Genomic DNA, 17,691 nt, shown 5'->3' on the forward strand with positions numbered 1-17,691 from the left:
TCTCCTAATTATTCTGCCGTGCTGATTTCATCGTATGTTTCTTCCGCTTCATCCAGGATGTTCTGGCTGATCGTCATACCGATTTTCTTTGCTGCGGCTGTATTTACAATGATATCTCCTTCTTTGAAGGATTCATATTTCATATCTTTTGCCTCAGCCTCGCCTTTCAGGACTTTTGCTGCCATCTCTCCCGTCTGTTCTCCAAGATCTACAAAGTCAATTCCGACACAGGCAACACAGCCTAATTTTACCTGCTCTACCTCTGAACCAAATACCGGGATTTTCGCTTTATTTGCCTTTTCCAGGTAAGTCTGCATGTTGCTGACAACCAGATTATCTGTAAGGTTTGTGATGCAGTCTACTTTCTTGATCAGACTGTCTGCTGCCATTGGCATATCCGCAGAAGATGTGATTCCCTGAGTCACGATCTCAAATCCGTATTGATCTGCTGCTTTTTCATATGCTGCGATTCCGGCTTTTGAATTTGCTTCATTTGTACTGTAGAAGATACCAACTTTCTTTGCATCCGGCATCATTTCACGAATCAGCTTCAGCTGCTGATCTGCCAGTACCATATCGGAAGTTCCTGTGATATTTCCCACATTATTTCCGTCGTCATCTACGAATCCTGCTTCTTCCGGAGAAGTAACTGCTGTATAAATTACCGGAGTATTACTGTCCTTTACCGCATTATAGGCGCTCTGCGCGCTAGGTGTCGCAATTGCGCAGATCAGGTCAAAATCTTTTGACGCGAAATTAGATGCAATCTGGTTATCCGTTGCCGTATCGGCCTGGGAGTTCTGATATGTAACCTCAAGATTGTCTCCTTCTTTAATTCCTTCTTTTTCCAGTCCCTTCAGAAATCCCTTTCTGCAGTTATCCAGAGAACCATGTTCCGCAAACTGAAGAATTCCGATTTTGTAAGTTTCATCACCGCTTCCGCCGCTTTTTCCACATCCTGCTGCCATTGCCACTGCCATTACCGCAGCCAGCCCGGCTGCCAACACTCTTTTCATTGATCTCATAATTTTCTCTCCTTTTTATTCCTATTTTTTCTGGTCTGGTTCTTCTTCCAGCCTTACTTTTGTGCAAATAGAAAAAAGAAAAGCCTCAAGCATCTCTGCTTGAGGCGAAATATCCGCGGTACCACTCAAATTGACATAAACTGTCCACTCTCATCATATACTATCATATATGCCCACTGTGATAACGGGTCGGGTGCCCGGCGATCCCTACTGCTATTTCAAAATCACCCTCGAAAGTCCATTCGCCAGGGAAATCATACCGCAATCCCACCATCTGCGGCTCTCTGAAAATCATTCGAATCCTGCTTACTACTCTTTCTCAACGGTTTCTTTTCTATTTGTTTAAAATCATAATACTTTTATCTATGGTTGTCAAGAAAAATTTTTACTTTCTACTTGTAAAAGGAATGACCTTCATACGTAAACAGCCGGGTCAGAGACCGCTCAAACCAGGATACATTCTTTGGACTGGCAATTGTTTTCTCCACAAAATAGAGAGCCCCTTCCGAATAATCTTCTCCTTTCAAAGCCCTGTCAACACTTTCTTTTGTGCTTTCCGTCACAGTAACGGACTCATATCTTCCATCTGCAGTGGGCGAGAACTGAACGTTGCCATTTTCCCTCTGAAAGACCACCGCCTCAATGGAATCCGGAAAGTCTTCTGAACGCACACGGTTTAAGATCACATTCGCTACCAGAATCTTACTTTTCATATCTTTATCCGTAGCTTCTGCTTCTACGATCCTTTCCAGTACAGATCGCTCTCTTTCTGTTACCTGATGGGTTGTTCCCTGAATATATACAGGCTTCTCTTTAATCTGTTTTTCCAGATTGATCTTTGTTACCAGCTGTGCCTGTAAAAGATATTCTCTTTGTTCATTCAAAAGTTTCGTCTGAACCAGGTGTTCCATTTTCATACTGCTTTCCTTTGGCAGCTGCATAAACTCGCTGGCACATACTTTCTGCCCAAAACTGCAGATTCCGATGGAACACACAATGGCTGCAATTTCAATTTTCTTCTTCAATGTCACATACGCTCCTTTGGTATAGTGTATGCAGCTTTTCAGAAAATATTCTTACAAATCCATGAATTTTTCTAACGTTTCAAAGACATTTCCGGGTATCAGACAGCGGAGCTTTTTTATTTCATAGGATTAGGGTGTCAAAAGACACGTTAATCCTATGAAATAAAAAACAGAATCCGGACAGGCAGACACCCTCCGGATTCTTCAAAGATACAGGCTATATGATAAAAATTTTATGACGGAAATATTTTCCCGTCCTTGATGACAGTCTTAAGATTCAGATCTTTATCCCATAATACGAGATCTGCTTTTTTTCCTGCTTCAATGGATCCATACATATCATCAATTCCAAGGCTTCTGGCAGGATTGATGGTCGCGCATGCTGCTGCTATCTCCAGAGGAATCCCCATTTCCCTTACTACGGTTCTTACACAGTCCGGAAGCGGCGTCACAGACCCTGCCAGAGCCCCATCTGATACCAGTGTCGCACGATTTCCCCTGACTTTTACATCCAGCCCTCCAAGAGTATACTGTCCATCCGGCATTCCTGCCGCCCGCATACTGTCACTGATCAAAATCATCCGGTCAGCTCCCAGCATCTGAAACGTGGCTCTTACCACCGCCGGATGAATATGCACCCCATCGCAGATAATTTCCGCCATAACATGAGAACTGTCCGCCACAGCTCCCACAACACCCGGCTCACGATGAGAAAATGCCGGCATGGCATTATAAAGATGCACCGCATGACTGGCTCCTGCGTCAAAAGCCTTTTTAGCGGTATCATAATCTGCATTGGTGTGAGCGAGGGATACGGAAACTTCCCCTTTTACTTCCCGGATAAAAGCTTCTGTCTCAGATTCTTCCGGCGCCACTCCGATAAGTTTTACCAGACCCCTGGCAGCCTTCTGGAACCTTTTATAAATTTCCGTACTGCATGGAAGGATGTTTCTTTCATCCTGAGCTCCTTTTTTAACTTTACTGATAAACGGTCCTTCCATATTGATCCCTACCAGATCGGCGCCTGCCACAGCGGTTCCGTTTTCCTGACTTTTTTTGTATTCTGCGGCATTGGAAAGAACGGATTCCAGTTCCTCCACAGGAAGCGTCATGGTCGCAGGCGCAATCGCCGTTACCCCGATAGACGCCTCATAGGAGGCGATCGTATCCAGAGCTTCCTTTGTGCCATCACAGACATCCATTCCTTTACAGCCATGAAAATGCAGATCGATCATCCCCGGCAGACAGTAGCAGCCTTCTCCATCTACCGTCTCTGCTTCAGATTCTTCTATGGCTCCTCCTGGGAGGATTTTTTCAATCCTGTCTCCATCTGTTACAATATCACCGGATACAAACTTCTGATCCGGCATGTAGATTTTTACATTTTTTATGATCATGTCATAACCTTCTTTTATCTTATTTTAAATATTCTTCCGGTACTTTAGATAACGCAGCCTCATCTGCCACGATCGTCACATCTGGATGGAACTGTAAAATAGATCCCGGAACATGAGGCGTTACAGGTCCGCAGATAGAATTTTTCAGCGCTTCTGCTTTACCTTCTCCGCTGACAACCACAAGGAGTTTCTTTGATTTTAAAATGGTCCCGATTCCCATACTGTAGGCTTGTCTCGGAACATCATCCGCTGACGCAAAAAATCTCTTATTTGCCTCAATCGTGCTTTCTTTCAGATCAACACAGTGTGTTGCTTTCTCAAAGACATCTCCCGGCTCGTTAAATCCAATATGCCCATTATGTCCCAGGCCAAGAAGCTGCAGATCCACCTGTCCAAGGGAAGCAAGAAGATCTTCATAACGGCAAGCTTCTGCCTCACTGTCCATGTTCATGCCGTCTGGAAGATATGTATTCTCCACGTTGATATTTACCTTGTCAAATAAATATTCATGCATAAAGTAGTAATAGCTCTGTTTATTTTCTTTTGGCAGTCCTTTATATTCATCCAGATTAACTGTCGTTACTTTTGAAAAATCCAGATCTCCTTTTTTATACCATTCTACCAGCTGATCATAAACTCCGATCGGTGAAGATCCTGTTGCCAGTCCCAGAAGAGATTCCGGTTTTAAAATCACCTGTGCAGAAATAATATTCGCTGCTGTTCTGCTCATTTCATCGTAATCTTTCGTTTTATAAATTCTCATTTCTATTCTCCTTTTAATGCTTTTACTGTATCGTCATGCATCGTTTCTTTTCTGAATTTATCTTTCTTCAAATAATAAGAATAAATCAAATCCATCATAACCAGAATCGGAAATTGAGGGGAAATCACATTTCCATAGTTTAAGTATTTCAACGATGGGATTAAAACCAGTTCATCGCAGAATTCCCGATGTTCTTCCCGATTATTTCCTGTGATCAAAATTGTTTTCGCGCCTCTCCGGTGAGACTCCCGCAGCATATAGAGCACATCCTTTGCTTCACCGCCGATGCTGATGCCGATCACAACAGATCCTTCTTTCTGAAAGACTGCCTGAATCCTCATCAGATCCGCATCCTGGACAGCATCAATGTCCACCCCGATCCTTACGAATCTCAGCATCATTTCTCTTGCGGCAAGTCCGGAATTACCTCTTCCGCATACAAAAACTCTCTCCGCCTGTTCCAGAAGATCACAGATTCTTAAAATCTGCTCTTCATCCAGAAGACTGTATGTCTTATTCAAAAGTTCCTGATACGCATTGAGCACCATCCTCGTATGACTGGCAGCTGCCGCATCTTTCCCCATAAAAGTTTCTTCATATTGATAAATAAATTCCCGGTAGCCTCTGTATCCGCATTTTTTTGCAAACCGTGACAGAGACGCTTCCGACACAAACAGCCGTTTCGCGACTGCTTTGGCCGAAAAATCAGTCTGCTCCTTATTATTGATAAAAAAATCCGCAATCGTCTTTTCCAGCGGTGTAAAGTTTTTATAATTAGATTCAATAATCGGAAGCACAGATTTTACGTAATATTCCATACTGTTTTCTCCAGTATTTTATCGTACTGCCTCTGCAAATGATTTCGTGATCAGCTGAGGTCTCGTAATTGCAGATCCCACTACGACACTGTATGCTCCCAGTTCCAGCACTCTTTTTGCTTTTTCCGGAGTATTCACGTTTCCTTCTGCAATCACCGGATGTTTTACCTGATCTAAAATCTTCCGCAGTACTTCAAAGTCATTTTCTTCAATTTTTAAATCTCTGCTCTGTTTTGTATAGCCCACTAAAGTTGTCCCAATAAAATCAAATCCCAGCTGGTCCGCATGAAGCGCTTCTTCTACAGTAGAACAGTCTGCCATCCACAGCTGATCCGGATATTTTTCCTTAATCTGGCGGAAAAATTCATCCAGAGTTAAACCTCCCGGTCTCTCTGCTTCCGTAGCATCCAGAGCAATGATCTCCGGTTTTACTTCCATCAGCTGATCAACTTCTTTCATGGTAGGAGTAATATAAACATCACATCCCTCATAATTTTGTTTTACAATTCCGATAACCGGCAGATCTACCTGTGATTGTATCTCATGGATGTCCTCCCTGGTGTTCGCCCGAATTCCGGCCGCTCCGCCTTCTTTTGCCGCCAGTGCCATCCTTCCCATGATAAAAGAAGAATGCAGAGGTTCCTCCGGCAGCGCCTGACAGGACACGATCAGTTTTCCTTTCAACTGTTCAATCTTTTGATTCATTTTTTCCCTCCTTTGCTGCCCTTATCATAGCTTCTTTTTAATCTATTTTCAATATTATATGCCATTTCTGAAAGTTCTTTCATATACTTTTTTTCGTTCCACGATAATTCGTCTTTTCCTGGCTTAAAAAAAAACACAGACTGTATGTTCTTTCACTGGCACAAAAAAAGAAGGAACTGGCTGTTATATTTTTACCAATTCCTTCTTTTTTCTGCTCAGACAGCCGATAAGCCGGGTTCTGTCATTGAATGGCCATCTATCTCGACCTGCTGTCGCCAGCAGGCTCATGCGACCCACCTGAAAACAAATCGGGCCAATTTATCGTTTTCTATTCGGTCTTGCTTCGGATGAGGTTTACATGTGCCCTGTCTGTTACCAGACAGGCGGTAAGCTCTTACCTTGCCTTTCCACCCTTACCGGTCATCAAACCGGCGGTTTATTTCTGTTGCACTGGCTTGAGGGTCACCCCTACCGGACGTTATCCGGCATCCTGCCCTGTGAAGCCCGGACTTTCCTCACCATTTCCCTTTCGTCTGAAATGGCGCGGCCATTTGTCTGTCTGAGCACAGGTGATATCATATCACAAAATATTTTTAGAAACAATACAATTTTCTCTGATTTTTCAAAATTATTCAGGCAAGCACTTTTCCTTCCGGGAATGCTTTCCTAAACAGCGTTCTAACCAGCGGTCCTGCAATCAGCAGCTGGAATGGCAGAGCCATAATAAAGTTCTTTGGAATGTTTGTAAGCCAGATCATTCCAAGGCGGTTCCATGCTCCTGTGTGAACACACATTTCCAGTCCGCCGTACAGTGACATCAAAATTACCATTGGGACCACCATACTGCAGGATACCCCGATTACTTTCTTGATCACAGAACTTTCCGGAGTCACCAGAAAACGAAATGCGAATTTTTTTGCCGGACCGGAAACAATACACCAGTCACAGATCATTGCGAAAATATAGGCAAATGGAAATCCCATCCATCCTTCCTGCAGAGTTGCTATTGAAAACTGTCCTGTGTGCATAAATACATTATACATGCTCATCCAGAATACCATGCAAAAACACATTAAAATTGTATAAATTAAACTTTCTCTTTTATTTTGCGGCATATTTTCTCTCCTTTCTTGCTGCAGCCTGATGATTATTCTAGCAAATTTTTTTCTCCCGTGTAATAGAAAGTTTTATTTTCGTTGCTTTTGCATAAATTCTCGCTCTGTTTTTTTATTTTTCAGGATTTTATGCACAAAAAAAGAGGGCGTTCCCTCTTTTTATGTTTCAAAACAGCTTCCTCCAATAAACTCTCTCAGAAGAGACGTTTTTGGTATATCTTCACTTTTTATATTTAAAAAATAATCCAGAAATTTTAACAGTCTCTTGGCTTCCTGATGTTCCGGACAGTCTTCCGGCACAGCAAACAGCAGAGGCTCCGCATACTGTTTTAATACCGCAAGTTCATAAATCTGGGCGGAATTGAACATGATATCCGCCTCTTCCTGGTATGGAAAAATATTTTCCTCTTCCCCCTGCCTTACAGAATCCCACCGGGCAATGGTTTCCCTCGCATCATTGCCTCTGGTCATGGCATCCCGGACAATTCTGCGCAGCAGTCTGCCGTCAGAACTTGGAATCCGATTATGCTCGTCCAGATTAATCTGGCTTAAGGCACTGACATATATCTTATATTTGCTTTCATCCGGCAGATTTTTTGACAGCCTGCTGTTTAGTCCGTGAATCCCTTCGATCACAAGAACATCGTGCTGGGCAAGCTGAAGTTCGTGCCCTCTGTATTCCCGCTTCCCGGTCAGAAAATTATAACTTGGCATGGAAATCTTCTCTCCATGAAGCAGCTGGTTCATATGTCTGGAAAACAATTCCGTATCCAGCGATGCAATGGTCTCAAAATTGTAATTTCCCAGCTCATCCTTTGGCGACATTTCTCTGTCCAGAAAATAATCATCCAGAGAGATCGGATGCGGCTTTTTCCCTGCAATTTCCAGCTGAATTGACAACCTGTGAGAAAATGTTGTTTTCCCAGAGGAAGAAGGGCCTGCGATCAGTACAATTTTCTTATCTTCCTGGACAATCTTATCTGCAATATCCGACAGCAGTTTTTCCTGCAGCCCTTCCTGGAGAAGAATCAGATGGCTGATATTTCCCTTCGTAATTTCTTCATTCAGCGCGCCTACTGTATCAACACCTAGAGTTTTGCTCCATTCTCTGGATCTCTGCATAACGCGGAACAGCTTTGGCTGAGGATAAAACTTAGCGATTTTTTCTGTCTGATGCCGTTTCGGAGTCTGCAAAACAAGACCGTCCTGATAAGGAGACACGAGAAAATTCGCAATATAACCGGTAGAAGGCGCCATATACCCGTAAAAGTAATTTTCATATCCGTCCAGGCAGTACATATTTGTCTTTGAACCTCTTCGGAAGCGGAAGAGTCTCTGCTTCTCTCTCAGACCAATGCTTTCAAAATATTTTCTGGCCTTTGATGTATCCACAGAATATTTCGTAATAGGAAGATCCTGATCCCGCAGCTGTTCCATCTGATTCTGTATTCTAAGGGCCAGCTGTGTGGTAACCTGGATATCTTTCACGAGGAACTCACAAAATGTACTGTTTCCAATGGAATAATTGATCGCAATGTCATCGACCGCTCCTGCCCCCAGCACATCTTCACACGCTTTCAGAAACATAAACATTGCAGTTCGTTTGTAAGTCATATACCCGGCCTGTTCTTCCAGAGTCACAAACCTGATATAACTGTTTTCTTCAATGGGTCTGAAAAGTTCCTTCAGTTTGCCATTGGCATAAGCAAGAAGAATCACCGGCCCGTCCGGTTTTTGTATCTTTCCCGCCAGTTCTCCAAGTGTCGTTCCTTCCTCAACCATATAGGTTTTCTGATGAACAACCGCCCGTACCATAAGCCTCCCTCCTTTTTATATGATCTGAAACGGACTTCCTGCTTTGTAAGAAGAAATCTCGCACTCCGGAAGTTTTTGCTGCAAAAGCTCTCTCATATCATCAATAAACACTTGTTCCAGACCATAGTGTCCTGCATCTATCACACAAAGTCCCATATCCGCAGCATCCAGTCCTTCATGATGTCCGATATCTCCCGTTACGAGGACATCCGCTCCTCTGGCTGCCGCAATTCCGGTCATGCTTCTTCCGGAGCCGGGAACTATGGCTGCTTTATGAATCGGTGTCCTGGGATCTCCAAAAACTGAAACCGCCGGTATTCCAAAAGCTCTCTTGATTTCCTTCGCAAAATCTTTTAACTGCTTTTCTCCGGCAAAAGCGCCGATCATTCCGATTCCTTTGCCTTCCGCCTGAAACCGTTGATCCTGTGCTTCTTCCAGCACTCCATCCGGATAAAAACCTAATTTTTCTGCTACTGCGTCACACATCCGGCAGACATCATAATTTGTATGCATGCCGTAACAGCAGATTTTATTTTCTATCAGCCGGAGAAGCTTTCTCTGCAGAAAATCATCGCTGGTACATCGTTTTATTTTTGAGAAAATAACCGGATGGTGAGCAAAAATAAAGTCCGCACCTGTCTTTACCGCTTCCTCGACCACATCATTGGTAATATCCAGCACGACCAGTATCTTTTTTACTTCTTTTTGACGGTCCCCTACCAGAAATCCGGGATTGTCCCAGGATTCTGCCGCTTCCAGAGGAACTTCTTCTTCCAGCAGTTTTATTACGTCATCACATTTCATAATAACCCAGCGCCTCCTTTATATCATCCAGTCTTTGTTCTACTTCTTCTCTTCTTTTCCGGATATGCTCTTTTGTTCCATTCTGGAGAGTTTTTCTGATTTTTTCATATTTCCGGTATTCTTTGTCCAGGTACTCCAGCAGAACCGGACTGCAGTCCATGATCAGCTGTTTCCCGAAACAATAAAAACACTCTTTTTCATAAGATTCCCGGCCATGCACAGCCCGGATGGCAATATAGTACTTGCCTTCTTCCTGAATCATATCTTCCTCCAAAATCCGGAAATTATGATCATGAAGCCAGCGGCGCACCCTCTCCGGATGAGACTGAGGAGATACGATCAGTTCTCTGACTTCTTTCAGCTTATCCTGATCCTGATCGAGAATCTTAACGATCAGATCTCCGCCCATCCCCGCAATAATAACTGAATCAACATCCTTTTCAGGAAGTTGATTCAGACCATCAGAGAGGAGACAGACTATCCGGTCCTGAAGTCCCATCTCTTCAATATGCTGTTTTGCGCGTTCCAAAGGGCCTTTGTTGATATCCATGGCAAAGGCACGGGGACTGATCCCCTGCTGGACTAAATAAATTGGTATGTACCCATGGTCCGTCCCAATGTCGGCAGCACAACAGCCATCTGTTACAAAAGAAGCGATCATATTTAAACGCTTTGATAATTCCATTGTCTGCACCTTAATCCAGATAATCCTTCAGTTTTCTGCTGCGGCTTGGATGTCTCAGTTTCCTCAGTGCCTTTGCTTCAATCTGCCGGATACGTTCTCTTGTTACATTAAATTCTTTTCCGACTTCTTCCAGCGTCCTTGCACGGCTGTCATCCAGTCCGAAACGAAGTCTTAATACTTTCTGTTCTCTTTCCGTCAGCGTTCCAAGAACTTCATCCAGCTGTTCTTTTAAGAGGGTAAACGCTGCCGCGTCAGCCGGCACCGGCACATTTTCATCCTGAATAAAGTCCCCAAGATGGCTGTCTTCCTCTTCACCGATTGGCGTCTCCAGAGATACCGGCTCCTGTGAAATCTTCAGGATTTCCCGAACTCGTTCTACCGGAATGTCCATTTCTTCCGCGATCTCTTCCGGAGACGGCTCCCTTCCCAGTTCCTGCAGCAGCTGTCTGGATACCCTGATCAGCTTGTTGATCGTTTCCACCATATGCACCGGAATACGAATGGTTCTTGCCTGATCTGCAATTGCTCTTGTAATCGCCTGACGGATCCACCAGGTAGCATACGTACTGAATTTATATCCTTTGCGGTAATCGAATTTTTCGACTGCCTTAATAAGACCCAGATTTCCTTCCTGGATCAGATCAAGGAAAAGCATGCCTCGTCCTACATATCTTTTGGCAATGCTGACAACCAGACGGAGATTGGCTTCCGCCAGTTTTTTCTTTGCGCTTTCATCTCCCTCTTCCATCTTCTTGGCAAGTTCGATTTCTTCATCAGCACTCAAAAGCGGAACTTTTCCGATTTCCTTTAAATACATACGTACAGGATCTTCAATGCTGACCCCGTCAGGAACCGCAATCTCTGTATCGTCCTCAATCGGCTCATCCAGATCATCATCGTTGTCTTCCACTGCTGCCAGCGTCAGCACATCAATGCCGTTCTGCTCCAGATAATCATAGATTGCCTCCATCATATCTGAAGTCAGCTTCATATCCTTGAAGTAAGACTCAATCTGTGCATACTCCAGAAAATTCTTATTCTTTTTTCCAAGTTCTACTAATCCAGCAAGTTTCTCGCTGAACTGTTCCATTGTACCTTCCATAATTCGTCCTTTCTTCTCTTTCCTATTGTAACCAACCTATATTGAAATATGCAGTCCGGAAAGGCTTCCCTTTTCCCTGATCAGTTCCTGCCATTTCAAAATATCGTTTGTCCCATTCATCTGCTGTTCAATGCTGTCTTCCTTGACACGGCGGACAATATCCGTCAGTGCTTTATCATTGTCTTCCGGCGAAGGCTCCATCTTAAGCGTCGTATTGAATAATTCCGCAATCTTTTTCTGATCCTCGGAATCGGTATACTGATTCAGGATCCTGGCCGGTATTACTTTTTTCTCTTTTTCATACTGCTCAAACAGCATCAATGCCGCTCCATGGTAAATCGGCTCATAAAAATCATCTGGTCCGATGATTCCTTTCAGCCGGTCAAACAGAACCGGCTCATTGACCAGCCATGTAAGCAGAAGTTTCTGCGGCTGTCTCTTTTTCTCTTCTTTTTCTTCTGAACCGGAAACTCTTCTTTGTTCCCGTTCCGGTGTTTTCATGTTTTCCCGGGAAGAGACATAGCCTTTGGTTCCATAATATTCTACCAGATCCGTCAGATCTTTCTGCCCGATATAATATTCTCTGGAAACTGCTTCAATGTAATTTTTTCTCTCCAGCGGTTCCCCGATCTCCGCCAGCTGTTTTGCCGCTTCGTGCTGAAACTTTGTCTTCTCTTCCGGATCATCCTGATTATAACGTCCTGCCAGAACTTTGATCTGAAACATAAAGCTGCTGACCGCCTTCCGGATCCGCTCTTCCAGGGCTTCTTTTCCCTGCTCTTTAATAAATTCATCCGGATCTTTGTGCGGCGTAAGATCCAAAACCCTTACATTCAGGCCTGCGTCTTTCAGGATTGGGATGGCCCGCAAAACTGCCCTCTGCCCGGCTTCGTCACTGTCAAAGGACAAGATGACATTTTCTGTGTACCTTCGAAGCAGTGTCCCGTGTCCGCTGGTAAAAGCGGTTCCAAGAGCAGCAACCGCATTGGTAAATCCCGCCTGATGCATGGAAATCACATCCATATATCCTTCACACAGTATGATCTCATTTTTTCTTGATTTTCTCGCAAAATTCAGGCCATACAGATTTCGGCTTTTATCGAATAATTTTGTTTCTCTGGAATTTAAGTATTTGGGAGTGCCGTCTCCCATAACTCTTCCTCCGAATCCGATGACCCGGTTATTGACGTCCATGATCGGAAACATGACCCGGTTCCAGAATTTATCGCTTCCACCCCTTTTTTCATCAATCGAAACCAGCGCGGAATCTTTCAGTTCTTCATCCTTATACCCTTTGCTTTTCAGGAAACGGTACAGATCATCACTGTAAATATCCGCAAATCCCAGTCCGAAATGACGAATGGTCTCTTCTGTTATTCCGCGTTTTTTAAAATATTCAAGCCCCCTTTTCCCCCGTTTGCTGTGAAGCAGATAGTAGAAATAATTCGCTGCCAGTTTATTCATCTCCCTTAACCTGGCTTTCTCATCCATCTGCCGTCTGGCTTCTTCATTCATTTCTTCTTCCGGAAGCTCCATGCCCGCTCTTTCTGCAAGAAATCTCACAGCTTCAGGAAATGAAAAATTCTCATATTCCATCAAAAAAGTGTATACGTTGCCTCCGGCTCCGCAGCCGAAACAATAGTACATCTGCTTGTCCCTGCTGACAGAAAAAGAAGGGGATTTTTCATTATGAAAAGGACAAAGCCCAAAATAAGAACTGCCCTTTTTTTTCAACGGCACATATGTGGAAATCACATCTACGATGTCATTGCGGCTGCGCACTTCTTCTATTATGTCTTCCCCATAGATCACACGTCTGTCCCTCCTTTATTTTTCTCTCTATATATATTATTCTACATTTTCTGCTGTATTCCTTTTTTATTTTTGAAAATTTACCGGATGATCCAGAATTTTGGGATAAAAATTTCCTTATAGGTTTCAATCGCATAATGATCCGTCATCCCTGCAATATAATCACATACGGCCTGTTCTCTGGATTCTGTTCCCTGGCGGATCCTCTCCTGACTGTACTGAGGCAGAAGTTCGAGGTGTTTCATATAGTATTCATACAGAGGCGCTATAATATGCTCAACTTTTCCTTCCTCCTTTTTCGTATCCAGATCCGTATAAACATGCTCAAACATAAAATCCCTTAACCCGAACATTGCCCTGTAAACCTCTTCTGACATACAGATATCGTTCTTATTTTCGCTGTGGTTTACGATATCCAGTATCATTGTATTGACCCGTTCCCGGAATGTATGGCCGAGAATCTCCGTGCATTCCTTCGGAAGATCATCCTCCGTTATAACATTTCCCCGGATTGAATCATCGATATCGTGATTAATGTACGCAATCTTATCTGCCAGCCGTACGATCTTCCCTTCCAGTGTAGCCGGACAGCTTTTGATCGAATGATTCCTCATGCCGTCTCTCACTTCCCAGGTAAGATTCAGCCCCCGCCCGTCTTTTTCCAGATACTGTACAACCCGGACGCTCTGTTCACTGTGGCGGAATCCATGCGGATTCATATCATTTAAAACATTTTCTCCCGCATGGCCAAAAGGCGTGTGTCCGAGATCATGTCCAAGAGCAATGGCTTCCGTCAGCAGTTCATTCAGGTTCAGGGCTCTGGCGATCGTTCTCGCATTCTGTGATACTTCCAGCGTGTGAACCAGCCGTGTCCGGTAATGATCTCCTTTTGGAGATAAAAAAACCTGTGTTTTGTCCTTTAGACGGCGAAAAGCCTTAGAATGGAGAATACGATCCCGATCCCGCTGAAAGCAGGTTCGGATCTCGCACTCCATCTCAGGCCTTTCTCTTCCTTTTGTATTGATACTTAACGCCGCATAGGGACTTAATAATTCTTTTTCAGACTGTTCCTGTTTTTCTCTGATATTCATACGCAGCCCTCCTGTATCCGTAAATACCTGTGTTTCCCTAAGACTCTTTCAGTGTAATGTCGGTTTCCATTACGGAAATCGCATCCAGCGATATTTTCATGATATCCTTCACTTCTTCTATTGTCATTGACAGATACTCTGCCAGTTCTTCTGCCTTGGGTTCTCTTCCCAGTTCTTTCGCAAGATGAGACGATGCCTCATCCAGACGATTGGCTTTCATCGCCATCTGTTCTCCAATGCTGTCTGATCCCTTCTGGGCAGCAATTGAATTCAGCATTGCTTCTTCCACTGCCCGGGCAGCATATTTTAAAAACTCTTCCTCATCTTTTCCTTCATATGTGCCGACCGCTTCCAGAAGTCCGATATTTCCTTCCTGAATCAGATCGGCGTACAAAACGCCTTCTCCCTTATGTCTCCGGGCGATCTCCATAACAGCCGGAAGCAGACATTCGATGATCTGTTCCTGGCTGCCCTGTCCTTCCAGCCACTCTTTCAGCAGCTGTTTCTGAGAGTCTTCATCCGGAAGATCCAGGCCTTCCACTTCTTTCTCATAAAAAGCAAGAACTTCTGATTCTTTCTGCTCTTCTGCTTCTCTCTCCTCTTTTTTCTCTCCTGTCTTCTCTTTTTCATATCCGATGATCCGGATTCCTGCTTCTTCATATGTATCAAACAGCAGTTTTTTTGCTTCCTCATTCATCGGAATATCGCTGAAATAATCCAAAAGCTCTTCTTTCGTAATCTGATTGCCGTTTGTCTTGGCAATGGAGAGCATCTCTTCCAGCGCTTTCAAAAAATCTTTCTTATCCATACACTGCTCCTTCGCCTATTTTAAAAACGCAAAATAAGCAATTACCAAAATACCTAAAATGATCCGGTAAACACCAAATGCCTTGAAGTCATTTTTCTTAATATATCCCAGCAGGAATTTGATCGCGATAATGGAAACAAGAAAAGAAACGATCATTCCTGTCAGCAGAACAATGACTTCCACACTGGTAAATTGAAAACCAAACTTTACGATCTTTAACAAACTTGCGCCAAACATCACCGGAATTCCCAGGAAAAAGGAAAATTCGGCCGCAACTGTTCTGGAACATCCGATCAGGATTCCTCCCAGGATCGTTGCCCCGGATCGTGAAGTTCCCGGAATCAGGGAAAGCACCTGAAACGCGCCGATCGCCAGCGCCATTGGGTAACTCAGACGGTCCAGATCATCCATCGGACGTCTCCTGCTGCGGCGGTTTCTGTTTTCCACTACAATAAATAAAATACCATAGATGATCAGCATTGCCGCTACCACCGGCGGGTTATAAAAATGCTCATCCAGCCAGTCATCCAGTGGAATCCCAATGACTGCGGCAGGAAGAACCGCCAGAATCACTTTCATCCACAGTATGATAGTGTCACCTTTTTCTCTCCGGTTTTTTTTCGGCGAAAAAGGATTCAGTTTATGAAAATACAGCACAACGACTGCCATGATCGCACCCAGCTGTATGACCACATTAAACATCTCCATAAAAGCATCTGACATATTCAGCTTAATGAATTCATCTGCCAGAATCAGATGCCCGGTACTGCTGATCGGCAGCCATTCCGTAATTCCTTCTACAATTCCAAGCAGGATCGTCTTGATCATCAATAAAATATCCATACATCTCTCCTATCCTTCATTTTTACAGTTCTTATTATCCTTATGCTTTATGCCGCGGAAGAAAGAAGGGCGCTTAGGAATTCCTAATCACCCTTGTCTGTACTTCCTATTCTTCTGTTTCGTCATCTCCCAGAATCTTAACTTTTTCCTGCCAGAGTTCTTCTACCGCCGTAGATAATGGTTTCCCGGAATCAGATTCAGCAACAAGAGGAATATCCCCTGCTATGATCTGCCTTGCTCTCTTGGCACTTGCGAGGACTACAGAATATCGGCTGGAAATTACCTTCTCGTCCTCACTGTCTCCGTTGATTACCTTCATTAATTCTGTATATGATGGATGTATCATTCTTATTCCTCCTATAATTATAATTCATCTAATCCTTTTTTCGTTTCCTCAATAAATTCCATATTATTGGCAAGCAGACACTCCTTCGCCTGCACAATCGCATGGATCCGGTCGACGCATTCTTCCAGGTCATCATTAATGACAATATAATCATACTTTGTCATATCCATGGATTCTTCCTTCGCCCGTTCCAGACGCTTATGTATCACTTCTTCAGACTCCGTTCCCCGTCCGATCAGCCGCTCCCTGATTGCCTGAGCACTTGGCGCGGTAATAAAGATCAGGAGAGCATCGTCATACTGCTTCTTAATATTAAAAGCACCCTGAACCTCGATCTCGAGGATCACATTGTGTCCTGCTGCCAGTTCTTCTTCTACGAATTTACGCGGTGTTCCATAATAATTATCTACATATCTAGCATACTCTATAAATCCGTTATAATCAATAAGATTCTTGAACTCAGCTTCTGTCTTGAAAAAATATTCCCGGCCGTCCACTTCTCCTGTTCTTGGCTTTCTGGTCGTTGCCGAAACTGACAGACTGTACCCGTATTTTTCTACGAGCCGCTTGGCCGCTGTTCCTTTTCCTACCCCGGAAAATCCGGAAATCACCAGCAATGAACCTTTCTTCCTCATGTTTCTTCCCTTCTATTCTACTCTATATTCTGAATCTGTTCTCTTACTTTTTCAACATTTGTCTTCAATTCAATTGCGTGTTCCGCCAAAGCCACGTCGCTGGACTTTGACAGAATCGTGTTTGCTTCCCGGTTCATCTCCTGCGCCATAAAATCGAGCTTACGGCCAATGCTTCCCTCTTCTTCCAGTACATCCTTCATAGAATGGATATGACTCTGAAGCCGGACAATCTCCTCATCCACTGCCATCTTATCCGCATATACAGCGACTTCCGCAGCAATCCTGTTTTCTTCAATCGAAGCATCTTCCAGGAATTCTCTGACCCTCTCTTCCAGTTTTGCCCGGTATTCTTTTACAATATCCGGAGAACGCTGTTCGATAAAGTTCACATCTTCTTCCATCTGCGCTAATTTTAAAAGGAGATCCGCCTTTAAATTCTCTCCTTCCACAGATCTTGATGCCGCAAATTTCTCAGCTGCCTCCCGAAGCGCTTTCTCAATCAGTTCCCACCACACTTCTTCATCCTGAGGTTTCTCCTCCACAGAAATAACCTCTGGGAATCTTGCCATCTGTGACGCGGTAATGTCCATCTCAATCTGGAATTCTTCCTGCATTTTCCGGAAAATATCCATATATTCTCTGGCAATTTCCTGATTGTAGCGGAGCCCGATCCCTGTCTGAGATAAATCTTCAAAAGATATATAGACATCAATCTTTCCACGGCTTGCATATTCCTTTATGATCTTTCGGATTGCCGCCTCAAACATCGTAAATTTCTTTGGAAGCTTCAATGAAACGTCACAGTATCTGTGATTTACAGCTTTCATTTCCACTGTAACTTTCTGGTTTGCGGCATTGAACGCCTCTCCGTGTCCAAAGCCAGTCATACTTTTTATCATGAA

18 protein-coding genes, 1 other RNA gene and 1 other annotated feature are annotated in these 17,691 nt (G+C 43.8%); all 19 genes read right to left on the minus strand.

Features of this window, described 5'->3' with window-relative positions; genetic code table 11:
- Positions 1–8: 8 nt before the first annotated feature.
- The 19 genes from JMF81_RS06250 to JMF81_RS06340 all read right to left on the minus strand — a co-directional run bounded on the left by JMF81_RS06250 (position 9) and on the right by JMF81_RS06340 (position 17,688).
- Positions 9–1,025: an ABC transporter substrate-binding protein gene (locus tag JMF81_RS06250; protein WP_201310593.1), complete on the minus strand. Its 1,017-nt coding sequence runs from the start codon at positions 1,023–1,025 to the stop codon at positions 9–11.
- A 97-nt stretch (positions 1,026–1,122) separates the two neighbouring features.
- Positions 1,123–1,357 (minus strand) — a binding site (T-box leader).
- A gap of 60 nt (positions 1,358–1,417) precedes the next feature.
- Complete coding sequence (locus tag JMF81_RS06255) at positions 1,418–2,056, minus strand: cell wall hydrolase (protein ID WP_201310594.1); 639 nt, start codon at positions 2,054–2,056, stop codon at positions 1,418–1,420.
- Positions 2,057–2,283: 227 nt separating this feature from the next.
- A complete protein-coding gene (gene nagA, locus JMF81_RS06260; protein WP_201310595.1) occupies positions 2,284–3,447 on the minus strand; it encodes an N-acetylglucosamine-6-phosphate deacetylase in 1,164 nt (387 codons plus the stop codon).
- Between the two features lie 19 nt (positions 3,448–3,466).
- A complete protein-coding gene (nagB, locus tag JMF81_RS06265) occupies positions 3,467–4,210 on the minus strand; it encodes a glucosamine-6-phosphate deaminase (RefSeq protein WP_201310596.1) in 744 nt (247 codons plus the stop codon).
- Between the two features lie 2 nt (positions 4,211–4,212).
- Complete coding sequence (locus tag JMF81_RS06270; protein ID WP_201310597.1) at positions 4,213–5,028, minus strand: MurR/RpiR family transcriptional regulator; 816 nt, start codon at positions 5,026–5,028, stop codon at positions 4,213–4,215.
- A gap of 18 nt (positions 5,029–5,046) precedes the next feature.
- The gene (locus tag JMF81_RS06275; protein WP_201310598.1) at positions 5,047–5,733 is read right to left on the minus strand and encodes an N-acetylmannosamine-6-phosphate 2-epimerase; all 687 of its coding nucleotides are present in this window, start codon (positions 5,731–5,733) and stop codon (positions 5,047–5,049) included.
- A gap of 211 nt (positions 5,734–5,944) precedes the next feature.
- An RNA gene (rnpB, locus tag JMF81_RS06280) (RNase P RNA component class A) lies at positions 5,945–6,296 on the minus strand.
- A gap of 69 nt (positions 6,297–6,365) precedes the next feature.
- The gene (locus JMF81_RS06285) at positions 6,366–6,848 is read right to left on the minus strand and encodes a DUF2798 domain-containing protein (RefSeq protein WP_201310599.1); all 483 of its coding nucleotides are present in this window, start codon (positions 6,846–6,848) and stop codon (positions 6,366–6,368) included.
- 159 nt (positions 6,849–7,007) lie between these two features.
- On the minus strand, positions 7,008–8,663 hold the full coding sequence (locus JMF81_RS06290; protein WP_201310600.1) for a nucleoside kinase: 1,656 nt from the start codon (positions 8,661–8,663) through the stop codon (positions 7,008–7,010).
- A 15-nt stretch (positions 8,664–8,678) separates the two neighbouring features.
- Positions 8,679–9,467, minus strand: coding sequence for a Nif3-like dinuclear metal center hexameric protein (locus JMF81_RS06295; protein WP_201310601.1), 789 nt, complete (start codon positions 9,465–9,467; stop codon positions 8,679–8,681).
- The gene (locus JMF81_RS06300) at positions 9,457–10,152 is read right to left on the minus strand and encodes a tRNA (adenine(22)-N(1))-methyltransferase (RefSeq protein ID WP_201310602.1); all 696 of its coding nucleotides are present in this window, start codon (positions 10,150–10,152) and stop codon (positions 9,457–9,459) included. Before JMF81_RS06300 ends, JMF81_RS06295 begins: the two co-directional genes overlap by 11 nt.
- A 10-nt stretch (positions 10,153–10,162) precedes the next feature.
- Complete coding sequence (rpoD, locus tag JMF81_RS06305; RefSeq protein ID WP_201310603.1) at positions 10,163–11,254, minus strand: RNA polymerase sigma factor RpoD; 1,092 nt, start codon at positions 11,252–11,254, stop codon at positions 10,163–10,165.
- A 36-nt stretch (positions 11,255–11,290) separates the two neighbouring features.
- Positions 11,291–13,066, minus strand: coding sequence for a DNA primase (dnaG, locus tag JMF81_RS06310; RefSeq protein ID WP_201310604.1), 1,776 nt, complete (start codon positions 13,064–13,066; stop codon positions 11,291–11,293).
- Positions 13,067–13,146: 80 nt separating this feature from the next.
- Positions 13,147–14,157 carry a deoxyguanosinetriphosphate triphosphohydrolase gene (locus JMF81_RS06315; RefSeq protein WP_201310605.1) on the minus strand — a complete coding sequence of 337 codons (1,011 nt, stop codon included), beginning with the start codon at positions 14,155–14,157 and terminating at the stop codon, positions 13,147–13,149.
- Positions 14,158–14,194: 37 nt separating this feature from the next.
- Positions 14,195–14,965, minus strand: coding sequence for a sigma-70 family RNA polymerase sigma factor (locus JMF81_RS06320; protein WP_201310606.1), 771 nt, complete (start codon positions 14,963–14,965; stop codon positions 14,195–14,197).
- A gap of 15 nt (positions 14,966–14,980) precedes the next feature.
- A complete protein-coding gene (locus tag JMF81_RS06325) occupies positions 14,981–15,808 on the minus strand; it encodes an undecaprenyl-diphosphate phosphatase (protein WP_201310607.1) in 828 nt (275 codons plus the stop codon).
- Positions 15,809–15,914: 106 nt separating this feature from the next.
- Positions 15,915–16,154 carry a DNA-directed RNA polymerase subunit omega gene (gene rpoZ, locus JMF81_RS06330; RefSeq protein ID WP_201310608.1) on the minus strand — a complete coding sequence of 80 codons (240 nt, stop codon included), beginning with the start codon at positions 16,152–16,154 and terminating at the stop codon, positions 15,915–15,917.
- Positions 16,155–16,171: 17 nt separating this feature from the next.
- A complete protein-coding gene (gene gmk / locus JMF81_RS06335; protein WP_201310609.1) occupies positions 16,172–16,789 on the minus strand; it encodes a guanylate kinase in 618 nt (205 codons plus the stop codon).
- A gap of 17 nt (positions 16,790–16,806) precedes the next feature.
- A complete protein-coding gene (locus JMF81_RS06340) occupies positions 16,807–17,688 on the minus strand; it encodes a YicC/YloC family endoribonuclease (RefSeq protein WP_201310610.1) in 882 nt (293 codons plus the stop codon).
- Positions 17,689–17,691 lie beyond the last annotated feature (3 nt).

The sequence above is a fragment of the Anaerostipes butyraticus genome (assembly GCF_016586355.1).
Lineage (GTDB): Bacteria > Bacillota > Clostridia > Lachnospirales > Lachnospiraceae > Anaerostipes > Anaerostipes butyraticus.